The sequence below is a fragment of the Bacillus sp. FJAT-26390 genome (assembly GCF_001682865.1).
GTDB lineage: Bacteria > Bacillota > Bacilli > Paenibacillales > Paenibacillaceae > Pristimantibacillus.
In genome coordinates this window covers 1,527,876-1,539,168 of sequence record NZ_MAQX01000001.1, presented here as the reverse complement: position 1 = coordinate 1,539,168, position 11,293 = coordinate 1,527,876, and the positions used below count along the sequence as shown (strand labels likewise).

At 43.5% G+C, this 11,293-nt stretch carries 11 protein-coding genes; 8 read left to right on the top strand and 3 right to left on the bottom strand.

Translation table 11 applies throughout. The annotated features are described in order from the left end of the window. Positions 1–8: 8 nt before the first annotated feature. On the bottom strand, positions 9–491 hold the full coding sequence (locus A7975_RS07270; protein ID WP_065384634.1) for a GlcG/HbpS family heme-binding protein: 483 nt from the start codon (positions 489–491) through the stop codon (positions 9–11). A gap of 332 nt (positions 492–823) precedes the next feature. Here A7975_RS07270 and A7975_RS07265 point away from each other — a divergent pair, with 332 nt between their 5' ends. The 4 genes from A7975_RS07265 to A7975_RS07250 all read left to right on the top strand — a co-directional run bounded on the left by A7975_RS07265 (position 824) and on the right by A7975_RS07250 (position 5,413). Next, complete coding sequence (locus A7975_RS07265; RefSeq protein WP_065384633.1) at positions 824–1,567, top strand: hypothetical protein; 744 nt, start codon at positions 824–826, stop codon at positions 1,565–1,567. A 12-nt stretch (positions 1,568–1,579) separates the two neighbouring features. Beyond that, the gene (locus A7975_RS07260; RefSeq protein ID WP_053376467.1) at positions 1,580–3,268 is read left to right on the top strand and encodes a vWA domain-containing protein; all 1,689 of its coding nucleotides are present in this window, start codon (positions 1,580–1,582) and stop codon (positions 3,266–3,268) included. Between the two features lie 25 nt (positions 3,269–3,293). Continuing rightward, positions 3,294–4,433 carry a toxic anion resistance protein gene (locus A7975_RS07255; protein ID WP_053376466.1) on the top strand — a complete coding sequence of 380 codons (1,140 nt, stop codon included), beginning with the start codon at positions 3,294–3,296 and terminating at the stop codon, positions 4,431–4,433. Between the two features lie 206 nt (positions 4,434–4,639). Then, the gene (locus A7975_RS07250; protein ID WP_082198020.1) at positions 4,640–5,413 is read left to right on the top strand and encodes a DUF817 domain-containing protein; all 774 of its coding nucleotides are present in this window, start codon (positions 4,640–4,642) and stop codon (positions 5,411–5,413) included. A gap of 76 nt (positions 5,414–5,489) precedes the next feature. On the opposite strand, the gene A7975_RS07245 is transcribed toward A7975_RS07250, so the two are convergent. Next, entirely contained in the window at positions 5,490–6,323 is an 834-nt protein-coding gene (locus A7975_RS07245) for a helix-turn-helix domain-containing protein (protein WP_065384632.1), read from the bottom strand. A gap of 204 nt (positions 6,324–6,527) precedes the next feature. Between A7975_RS07245 and A7975_RS07240 the strand changes: the two genes are divergently transcribed. Both A7975_RS07240 and A7975_RS07235 read left to right on the top strand, forming a co-directional pair. Next, the gene (locus A7975_RS07240) at positions 6,528–7,352 is read left to right on the top strand and encodes a phytanoyl-CoA dioxygenase family protein (protein ID WP_065384631.1); all 825 of its coding nucleotides are present in this window, start codon (positions 6,528–6,530) and stop codon (positions 7,350–7,352) included. Positions 7,353–7,480: 128 nt separating this feature from the next. After that, a complete protein-coding gene (locus A7975_RS07235) occupies positions 7,481–8,374 on the top strand; it encodes a phosphotransferase (RefSeq protein WP_065384630.1) in 894 nt (297 codons plus the stop codon). A 134-nt stretch (positions 8,375–8,508) separates the two neighbouring features. On the opposite strand, the gene A7975_RS07230 is transcribed toward A7975_RS07235, so the two are convergent. Continuing rightward, complete coding sequence (locus A7975_RS07230) at positions 8,509–8,988, bottom strand: GAF domain-containing protein (protein WP_053376462.1); 480 nt, start codon at positions 8,986–8,988, stop codon at positions 8,509–8,511. Between the two features lie 291 nt (positions 8,989–9,279). On the opposite strand from A7975_RS07230, the gene A7975_RS07225 reads away from it, so the two are divergent. Both A7975_RS07225 and A7975_RS07220 read left to right on the top strand, forming a co-directional pair. Beyond that, complete coding sequence (locus A7975_RS07225; protein WP_065384629.1) at positions 9,280–10,530, top strand: ATP-binding protein; 1,251 nt, start codon at positions 9,280–9,282, stop codon at positions 10,528–10,530. Positions 10,531–10,576: 46 nt separating this feature from the next. Beyond that, positions 10,577–11,203 carry a TVP38/TMEM64 family protein gene (locus A7975_RS07220; protein WP_065384628.1) on the top strand — a complete coding sequence of 209 codons (627 nt, stop codon included), beginning with the start codon at positions 10,577–10,579 and terminating at the stop codon, positions 11,201–11,203. Positions 11,204–11,293: the final 90 nt, after the last annotated feature.

Here is an 11,293-nt window from a genome sequence, read left to right as displayed (position 1 = left end):
ACAGCTTTCTATTGTGCCAGTCTACCTGTTCGAATGGTAGAGCCGATGCGAGCGCTAGTCATGGCCGTGTCTCCAAATCCAAGCAGGCTATTGAAGGCTTGAACCGCAGCATTGGCCACCTCGATGTCTTGAGCGCTCGTGCCCCCGCTTACCCCGATTCCACCGATGATTTTGTCTTTACTAACGAGAGGGATGCCACCGCCCAAGATGACAAGTCTGCCATGGTTGGTCGTATTGATGCCGAACGAGGGACCGCCCGGAAGCGCCGATTGCGCAAGGTTGGCTGTCGGCATCTGCATGGCTACGCTAGTCCAAGCCTTGTTCTGGGAGATGTCGATACCAGCAATTCGGGCATTGTCCATACGATGGAACGCGATTAGGTTGGCCCCTTCATCTACGATCGCGATATCGCTCGACAGCCCCATTTGCCGGGCTTTCTGTTCTGCGACTGCAAGCAATTGTTTTGCAGCTTCTAAAGTCAATTTGACCAAAACATTCACTCCTCAGAAATTCGGTACTCCGTTATTTTATGGTCATTCCCCTAGGATGGTGAATTCAACGAGCAAGATAGCTGCAAGCAACCTTCCAGATAGCTTTTTTTATTGCTCATATAAATTAGTGAGATCCTTAGGGATCTCTTTTCCCATTAATAAAATCAATCGGATAATGAGCAAGATTTAGGGGCTTGTTCGGTTATTCTCTGAATAAATTAAACATAAGGAGTGTTATATCTTCATTTTATCCATGAAGGAATGATGAGCTTGACGCTTCTAAATCAGCTGAATCGGAGTAAGTTACAGTAATAGCGGGGGACGTGTGTACGTTGGATAACGGGAGATCCTTGAAACTATTTGGGCTTGTAGGCGGAGTTGCGATCCTTAATATTATCGTTCTGTCACCGGGAATTTTAGGTGTGGAAATAGGAGGTGAAAGTGTACTTGAAACAGCTTCAGGCATAACTTTGTTGGCGGTGAGCTTCCTTGTACTGCTTTACGGGAGTTATGCGTTACTCTTTAAAGCTCCTGCTGCGGCGCCTGTCAAGAAAATAGTGACGCGTGAGGATTTTATCGCTGCGCTTAACCATTATCGAAATGCAAAAGGGCTAAAGAAGGATATTTCCCTTGCCCTTGATCAGTTGGAACGAATTGAAAAGAAGAAGCTCACTTTGTCTGAGGTGCTTAGCCAGCGATTTGATCAGACGGAGATAAGCTACAAGAAGTTTGCTTCGGTTATCCATGAGGTTGAGAAGCTTTTCTATCTCAATATTCGGGGCATTCTTAATCAATTATCTGTATTCGATGTCTCCGGGTACGCAAGCTTTGCCAGTCAGCAAAAGTCCGCGAAGTTCTCTGACAAACTTGTGAAAGAAAAAAACGATTTATACAACGAGTACTTATCTTACGTCACGGGTTATCTTGGTGCAAACGAAGAAATTCTATTAAAGTTAGATAAATTATTATTGGAAATATCTCTATTAAACAGCGCTGATTATAGAGATGTCGAGGAAATGCCGTGTATGAAGGAAATTGATTTGTTAATCAAGCAGACCAAACTTTATAAGCATTGAGAGGGGACAGCTATGGCAGGTAAAGGAAAAGCTTTTGTGGTGTTAGTCTCGATTGCTGTGATTGTATTTTTACTTGTATATTTAGGGATCAGTTTAACGTCCAATTTAGGCAAAACCCAGACTCAGGTCACCTCGGAGGATGCGGCTAAAAAGCTTGATAAACTATATAAAGATGTTTCTGTGACGACTACGGAACAGATAAAGGGCCAAATCGACCTTGATCCTGTAGAGATCGGCGATTCATTACCCGATATTTCTAAGTTCCCAGTATCGGTAACCAATACGACCGACAGCTTCGTAGAAATTTTCTCATCCACAGAGAAATCTGGTACAGGTGTTGACGGCTGGTTAAATGAAGTGGCCACCGATTTCAATAAATCCAATATCTCGATAAATGGAAAACCGGTATCTGTCATGATCCGTAATATCGCTTCAGGTACAGCTACCGAATATATAAGGTCAGGTAAATATGTACCAGATGGATTTACCCCTTCAAATGAACTATGGGGAGAAATGGTTAAATCGGATGGAATCGCTGCTCAGCTTGTATCTAAGCGTCTTGTCGGTAATGTTACGGGTATTGTAACAACAAAGAAAAAGTATGATGAGCTGGTAAGCAAGTATGGTGCTCTGAATATTAAGACGGTTACAGATGCGATTGCGGATAATGAGCTGGCTATGGGGTATACAGATCCTTTTGCCAGTTCTACAGGTTTAAATTTTCTGGTGACTGCCCTCAGAACCTTTGACAGCACTGACCTTCTTGGGGAGAAAGCGGTTCAAGGCTTCGAGAAGTTTCAGGCCAATGTCCCTTTTATTGCATCAACCACGCTGCAAATGCGTGACGCAGCAAAGACAGGCATGCTGGATGCTTTTGTTTTAGAATATCAAACCTTTGTGAATGCAACGGATTTTAAAGCAGGTTATGTGTTCACTCCTTTTGGCGTTAGGCATGACAGTCCGCTTTACGCTTTGGGTGATCTGCCCAATGATAAGTTGGAGATAATACAGAAGTTTGCCGATTTTGTTGAGCAGGAAAAATATCAGCGTATAGCTGAGGAGAAGGGTTTTAATGGTCTTCAAGATTATCAGTCTGAGCTTGAAGTGGTGGATGGCAGTCTCTTGTCTGCCGCGCAGAAGCTGTGGAAGGAGAAGAAGGATGGGAGCAAGCCGATCGCGGCCGTGTTCGTAGCTGATGTGTCGGGAAGCATGGGCGGTGAACCGTTGAACCGATTGAAGGAATCGTTATTGAAAGGACAAAAGTATTTAGGCCGTGACAATAGTATTGGTTTTGTTTCTTACTCCAGCGATGTTGCCATCAATCTTCCTATCGGGAAGTACGACACGAATCAGCAGTCCATGTTTGTCGGAGCGATAAACAGTCTTCAGGCCAGCGGGGGGACAGCTACTTTTGACGGCATCGTGGTGGCGATGAAAATGCTTCAGGATGAGGTGGCTTTGCATCCGGAGGTGAAGCCGCTGATCTTTGTCTTGAGCGATGGAGAGACGAATGAAGGGCATTCGCTTAAGGATATCAGAGGATTGATTGAGACGTTCAACATCCCTGTCTATACGATTGGCTATAATGCGAACATCAAGGCTCTTCAAAGCATTTCAAGCATTAATGAGGCGGCAAGCATCAACGCAGATACAGAGGATGTTGTTTATAAGATCGGCAATTTGCTCAACGTTCAGATGTAATACGAACCAATGAGGAGGCGCTGCAATGTCTTTTACGATGGAAGTAATCAGCGAGGAGAAGCTGAAATCGGCGATCGAGGAGCAGGTAAAGCCTGAGCCTGAGGAAATAAAGCAGCTAAAAGAGCTGGCCTTAAACAACGTTTCAACGATTTTGGCACTCGATATGGAGTCATTGGAGAAGCGGAGAGCGGTGCTGCAATCCATTGATAGTTTCGGAATGGGATCAATGAGGTCGTCCTCGGAAAAAAATGCTCTCTTACAAGTAGCTGTAGGAAACTTATCCAAAACAGGGGATGAAGGCGGGCAAGTAGCCAAGGGCTTGACGGAGCTGCATCTTCAGCTAAAAGATTTAGATCCAAGCGTCGTGGATTTTGCCAAAAACGGTCTGTTAGGCATGCTGTTTAACCCATTACGGCGTTATTTTGTGAAATACCAGAAAGCGGATGCGGTCATTTCGGACATTATATTATCTTTGGATAAGGGGAAAACGGTATTAAAGAATGATAACACAACTTTGGAGCTCGAACAGTATGGGCTCAGGGAGCTCACTAAAAAGCTTCAAAAGGAAATCCAGCTAGGCGTGTTAATGGATGCTGAGATTGAGTCTCAGATTGAAGCGGCAAAGCTTCGCCAGGAGTCTGAAGATAAAATTCTCTTTATCACGGAGGAGGTATTGTTTCCTTTGCGCCAGCGCCTCATGGATTTGCAGCAAATGTTGGTCGTTAATCAGCAGGGGATCATGGCCATTGAGGTTGTTATGAGAAATAATAAGGAGCTCATCAGAGGGGTAGACAGAGCTAGAAACGTTACGGTCTCCGCCTTGAAAATCTCAGTTACGGTGGCAAGCGCCCTCTACAATCAGAGAATTGTCCTTAAAAAGATTGAGCTTCTCAATCAGACTACTGACAATCTAATAAGCGGCACTTCAAAAATGCTGAAGGATCAGGGCGCAGCAATCCAAAAGCAGTCACTCGAAACGAATATTTCAGTCGATACGATGAAACAGGCGTTTGTTGATGTGCTGTCGGCGCTGGATTCGATTAGTACGTATAAGCAGGAGGCGCTCCCAAGGATGCGTGAAACCATAAATCAGTTTAGAGAGCTGGCTAATGAAGGGGAAAGCAGAATTCTAAGGCTGGAGAAAGGTCAAAAATTAGGGTTATAGGACTTGGTATTTTATTTTTGTTTAGCATCTCAAAACGATGTAGACTAACCCAAAATAAGAAATATTAAACGAGAAACTTTCTCTTTATCAATAGGGATTTCACCTTTATTCTTGGTTTAAGTCAAATGAGCGGCCTACATCGCGATTACACATGTCCATTTGATGAATCGTACGATTAATTGGGCATGCAGAGGAGATAAACAGAATTGAAACCGATCATTCAACTCTTGCATTTTGGTTATCATCAGGCGATGAGCTGCATTTTTCCTGTTGCGATCTTTGGAACTTTAGCTCTCTCAAGCGTAATAGAGCTGCCCTTCATTTATCGTTATGATGCCATTCTTCTGATTCTGCTTGGTGTGCAATATTTCATGTACCGCAGCGGATTAGAGACGCTTGATGAAATCAAAGTAATCTGTATTTTTCACATTATTGGTCTGTGTCTGGAAATCTATAAAGTATCGATGGGATCGTGGGAATATCCTGAGCCAGGATATACGAAGCTGCTCGGTGTCCCGCTCTATAGCGGATTTATGTATGCAAGTGTAGCAAGCTTTATGTGCCAGGTATGGCGGAGACTGCGAATGGACATGACAGGGTGGCCGGGGCTTACGCCTGCGGCTCTGCTTGGAGGGGCGATCTATTTCAACTTTTTTACGCATCACTTTATTCCTGATTTTCGTTGGTGGCTGACTGCGCTTGTATTTATCGTCTTTTGGAAAACACGGATTATATATCGGGTACGGACTACTGCTTATCGAATGCATTTAACGCTCGCCTTTATCCTTGTAGGTTTTTTTATCTGGCTAGCGGAGAATATAGCTACATTTTTTGATGCTTGGAAATACCCTGATCAGCATCAAACCTGGCAGTTGGTTAGTTTCAGCAAGATCAGCTCGTGGTTCCTCCTAGTTATCATTAGCGTCATCATCGTGGCCCAGCTTAAATATGTTAAAGCTAATCGAACAAAAAACGATTGATTTAGGTAGAGCTAATCGCCTATTCGCCGGCTATATCGGCGGATGGGCGATTTTTTAATGCTCAAAATCAAATGCTCTAAGAAAACTCCGGTGGCTGCCGTCCCGATACTTTCAGGCGGCGAAATGCGGTTGGCGATAGTCCGCAGCTTCTTTTAAACAGTTTTGAAAAGTGAAATTCGTCATAAAAATGCAGCGTAGCTGCGATTTCCTTAACCGACAAATTTGTCGTTTCGAGGGATGCTTTTGCCGACTCCAGCTTTAGCTTTAACATATAGTTGCTTGGAGACAGTCCGGTTATGGAACGAAAACGGGTAAAGAAAGACGTGCGGGACAAGCCGCTTTTTTTCACGAATTCCTCGACCCGGAATGGCTTGTCCATATTTTTATGCATATCGATTAGGATCTTGCTCAGCTCCGTATGACGGAACGTATCTTCTATCGATAGTTCCCGGGCGAACAAGAGCAGTATTTCTTGCAGCAAAATATTAGCGGTATAAGCGTATCCGGTCGGCTGTGCAATCAGATTGTCAATCATTCGCTCACAGAGTTGAATGGCCTCTGTCATTTTATCCGTTGAAAGGACCTCACCGACGGGAAGCTGGAGAAAGTGCGCGATTTCCAGGCTGCTGAAGTCAAGAAAATAGAACTTCCAATCATCATTTTGACACCTATAAGTAGACGCAACAGCTTCCTGAACGAAAAAATATGAACCTGCATTCAGTTCAATCCGATCTGTTAATTGAGTCAGGGTTCCTTTTCCGTTATAGGTAATAAACAAGCCGGGGGCAGCGAATCCCTCTCCTTTGGTTACTTGGTACGCGTCGTTTGCTTGTACTTTCCAGATGGAATTAAAATGGCAAGGAGGAATTGATTTTCCTTCTAAACCATAGGGGATGTTCATGTAGGACATTGTGTCTGTCACCTCTAATAAGTTCTAAAATACATTGAAACATTGGCTTATATACATTTATTGGATCATCTTTTGTACAATTATACATGAAATAAATACCGTTATCCATGGATGAGCACCTTGATTTAACCTACAATCAACTTATAGAAAGCAAACAAAATTGAGAATAATTTGATGACAAATTGGCAGGGGAGTGTATTCGCAATGATGGTCAAGGTAGGCAGTCGTGAACTCGAGATGAATGGTCCGCACTTAACTGAATTGAGAAGCTCAAACGATATTATCCATGATATGGCGGCACTGCGTCAGCGGATGGAGGATGACGGATATTTGCTGATTCGCGGGTTTCATGAACGGGAACAAGTGCTTCGTGCCCGAATGAGCATTTTAGAGAAAATGGACAGAACCGGGAAGATCGCTCGGGACACGCTGCTTGAGGAAGGAGTCATGGCCGATGGCAGCAGAAGTATTTTTATGGGTGGCACCAACGAGGATTTGCCTGAATTGCTTAACGTATTGAACGGGGAGCATGTGATGCGCTTCTTCGATGATTTCCTTCGCGAGCAAGCTCTTACTTATCGATATAAATGGCTCAGAGCCGTTGGAAAAGGAGATTTCACAGGGGCTCACTATGACATTGTGTATATGGGCAGAGGCACACAGCATGTATACACCGTTTGGTCTCCTCTAGGTGACGTTTCGCTTGAGATGGGTGGTCTCGCCATCTGTCTCGGATCGCACCGGTTTGAACAATTGAAGCGCACGTACGGCTCGAAGGATTCGGACCGGGATGGCATTGGCCACTATACGGATGATCCGCTTGTAATTACGGAAAAATTCGGCGGCAAGTGGGCGACAATGGCTTTTCAAGCTGGAGATGTTCTCATCTTTGGGATGTATTTGCTTCATTGTTCGCTCGAGAATACGACAAACCAGTATCGAATCAGCGTAGATGCGAGATATCAATCGGTAAACGAGAAGGTGGACGAGAGATGGAGCGGTAAAAAGCCTCGAGGTCATTTTAAATAGTGCCCATTATGCGAGTCATTCCTGAAGTTGTCTCTACAAATTCTAACAACTACATCCCCAGACGGAGGTATTAGTAGACGGATTATTATACTATTATTGTGAATTTTAAGTTGGAGAGTAACCCTAGGATGACCGATCGTTATAAGGAGGTCTTTCAGTTGACGATGCTAGGCAAATGTATAGGTATAGGCTCAAGTTGTGAAGTTTACGAATGGGGTGGCGACGACAAAGTCGTCAAGCTGTTTCATTCAAGCACGCCGCCGGAAGCTGTTCAGCTCGAATATCGGAACTGCTCCGCTGCTTGGGAAAGCGGGCTTCCAGCCGCTCGCCCGTTTGAACTTGTGACCTGTGATGGGCGCCACGGTATTATTTTCGAAAAGATAGTCGGGGAAACGATCTTGAACCGAATATTTGAACATTTGTATTCTTTTCGAGTGATCGATTTTAACGAGGCAGACAGCGATCTACGAAAATATGCGAGAGTGCTGAATGACATTCACAAAGCAAACGTCTCCGGCGTAGCTACTGAACAAATGGAGCATTTAAAAGCGATTATCGGCCGGCCTGCAGCATTTACCAATGACGAAATCACTTCCATCCATGCGTATATGGATCTTTTGCCTGTTAAACGACAGCTTTGCCACGGTGACACGAATCCAGGCAATTTGATATTAAGAAACGGTATGCCGTTCATGGTAGACTGGATGCATGCTTCGCTTGGCAACCCAGCCGCAGACGTCGCGGAAGTTTGTGTGATGATTGAATATGCCGTCTTGCCACCGGAAACACCGGCTGCCGTCATTGCTTTTTTTGAAACTTGGCGTCATGCAGCCTATGAAATTTTCGTCGACGAGTACGGTAAGCTATCCGGGGTAACAGAGGAAGAGATACGGGCTTGGTACGTTCCGGCCGCCGCACGTTCAATCGCGTCGGGTGCATTATCGGACGAGCAAGTTGCAAAACTGGTTGCTATGATTCGAGATGATATTCGATCCGAAGCGAAAACACCGAATAAACCATAAATATCGCAAGAACTTGTTATGCAGATTAATAGGAAGAGCCTCGAGAAGCGATTCTGAGGCTCGTTTTTTTTTCAGACAACTAAATTTTCTAAGGCTGCGACCGCTAAAATACGATTACTCGAAGCTTTTTCAAATTATAAATAGGTGATTAATTGATTGACGAACTTCTCTAGGTAATGCTGGTCAACCTCATCAAAGCGATCGAGCACAGGGCTATCAATATCGAGAACGCCGAACAACTCGCCGTCTTTTATGATAGGAATAACAATTTCTGATTGAGAAGCGGAGTCGCATGCGATATGTCCCGGGAACTCATGGACATTTCCAACTCTGACGGTCAGTCTTTCGCTTGCAGCTTTCCCGCAGACGCCTCGATGTAACGGGATACGAACGCAGGCCGGCAAGCCTTGAAACGGTCCCACAACGAGCTCATTCCCCCGATAGATGTAAAATCCAACCCAATTGATATTATCTAAAAATTGATTTAGCAACGCCGATGCATTAGCCAGATTAGAAATAACATCGGTTTCACCATCCAGCAAGGCTTGTAGCTGGCGGATCGCTAGCTCGTATTTTTGTTCGAGAGTTCCTTCGTATTGTTCAGGATGAAACATAATTCGACTCCTTTATCGTATAAGGTGTTAAATCTGCTATTGCTTGTTGTTCATATAGTTTAACATACAATAAATTTTTCACCCATGGGTAGAAAAAGCAATACTCAAAACCGATTTACGATATGCCGTCAAAGTATAACGCTAAATTCGACAGCAACATTCACTTTTTTATTCGGAATCTTGTTAATTTCTTCATGTTCATTGTACAATTTATTTAGCAAATAATTGGGCTTTGTGTTAGATAAAAGATGCATGTCCATGTTATTCAAATGGATGGTGAGGTGGCGGCATTTGAGCATAATCAAAGACTTCTTGCTGCAGTTATCATTAGTCATTGTGCCAGTTGGCATATATCAGGCCTATTTGTTAGGCCATATTCAAATCAGAAAAAATACTAACCTTTTTCTAGCTTTGCTTTGGGGAAGTTCAGTTTTCCTTTGTATGTCATTTCCAATAAGTTACGGAAACGGCATGCATCATGACTTCAGAATCGTTCCCTTGCTGATAGGTACATTGTATGGCGGTCAAAGAACAGGTGTGTTCTTATCGCTTTTGGTCATTATATATCGATATTATTTAGGCGTCGATACCGGCTTTTACAGCTCGCTGCTGGCTATTGCCTGTGGATTTTCTGTTATTCTTTATTTTCAGAAGACATTCGTTAAAGTATCCAGCAAAAACAAGCGAATTAAAATTGCCGTTTTGCTATCGTCGTATTATTGCTTGGCGGGTACTGTATTTGTCTCGGTCCTTAAGGGAATTACAACTGAGAGCCTAACGCTGCAAATTTTGCACTTCGGATGTGCAGCTGGAATAGCTTGGTTGATGACCGCTTTAAATGAGAACATGGCAGAGATCCATACGATGCGCAAAGAGCTTCAAAATGCGGAAAGGCTGCGGCTGATTGGAAATTTAACAGGTGTATTTGCCCATGAAATCCGTAATCCGATGCAGGTAGCCAGGGGTTTTCTTCAGCTGCTCGATACGCCTGATATGCCTGATAAGAAGAAGCAGTATATTAAGCTGTCTATTGAAGAATTGGATCAAGCAAACAACATTATTCATCAGTTTTTGAGTTTTGGGAAACCGCTCTCGGATTTAGATGTTGACGTGGACGTAGCTGATCAACTAAGACGAGCCGTGGCTTTGTTGCAAAATTATGCGCTAAGCAAAAACGTGATTATCCAAACCCATATTGAGAGCAACTGCATCGTTCACGGAAATGCCCAAAGAATGAACCAATTCCTAATTAACATTATGAAAAACGCGATTGAATCCATACCTGATAGCGGAACGGTCTGGGCCTCATGCATCGCTTTGGATCAATCACATGTGGAAATACGTGTAAAAGATGAGGGAATAGGGATGTCGAAAGAGGAAGTAGACCGACTGGGCTCACCCTATTATTCCTTGAAGGAAAGCGGCACTGGCTTAGGTATGATGGTATGCTTCCAAATTATCAAATCATTTAATGGAAAATTAAAGGTGCTCAGTGAACAAAATGCAGGTACAGAAGTCGTAGCGAGAATTCCGAAGGCTTAATGCTATTCTGCTGTGATTTAATCGTTTTTATTGAAAGGTGATGCCCTTGAGTTTTAGCAAGTGGATGATCGTTTTTATCAATATCGTGCTTCTGTTGGTGATGATATTAAAATGGAATGAGTTAATCGCGTGGCTTAGAGAAGAGGAGGATGTTTTCTTTCCACTCGTATTTATCATTGTTGTGCTTCTAGCGGCTGTACCCGGGGTGCCATTCGGTTTAATTGGTGGAATCATTGGCGCGAAATACGGGTTGTTAAATGGCGGAATCATCAATTTAATAGCTTCGACGAGTGCAGCAGTGCTCGTGTATTTTTTAGTGCGGTATTTATTTAAGGATATGGGCATGCTTTGGCTCGAAAACTCAAAAAAATTACGCCGTATGGATGATTTTTTACGGACGCGCGTCTTTTGGTCGATTTTATTGGCAAGGCTGATCCCCATCATGCCAGCGGCACTCATTAATATTTATGCGGGCACATTTGGTTTGTCATTCAAAATATTTCTAACCGCAACGCTCCTAGGTAAAATCCCATTTATATTGGTTTTCACTTATCTTGGAGATAGCATTCAATCCGGAGCAATGGGATCGCTAGTTGTCATCGCGGTTTATGGGGTTTTTCTGATGAGTGTATATTTAATCTATCAACTCATTACGAAGCGTCAGCGTATTTGATGAAAAGCAAGGATAAAAGGAAAGCGGTGAATGGGTTGCAACATTCAGGTATATAATAACTCGAAGCCAAATGATTGATTTTTGATAGTT

What these genes read in the sequence shown, in the direction of transcription:
- A7975_RS07260 (WP_053376467.1), top strand. Translation starts at nt 1,580, where the DNA reads ATGGCAGGTAAAGGAAAAGCTTTTGTGGTGTTAGTCTCGATTGCTGTG.
- A7975_RS07255 (WP_053376466.1), top strand. Translation starts at nt 3,294, where the DNA reads ATGTCTTTTACGATGGAAGTAATCAGCGAGGAGAAGCTGAAATCGGCG.
- A7975_RS07245 (WP_065384632.1), bottom strand. Translation starts at nt 6,323, where the DNA reads ATGTCCTACATGAACATCCCCTATGGTTTAGAAGGAAAATCAATTCCT.
- A7975_RS07240 (WP_065384631.1), top strand. Translation starts at nt 6,528, where the DNA reads ATGATGGTCAAGGTAGGCAGTCGTGAACTCGAGATGAATGGTCCGCAC.
- A7975_RS07235 (WP_065384630.1), top strand. Translation starts at nt 7,481, where the DNA reads ATGACCGATCGTTATAAGGAGGTCTTTCAGTTGACGATGCTAGGCAAA.
- A7975_RS07230 (WP_053376462.1), bottom strand. Translation starts at nt 8,988, where the DNA reads ATGTTTCATCCTGAACAATACGAAGGAACTCTCGAACAAAAATACGAG.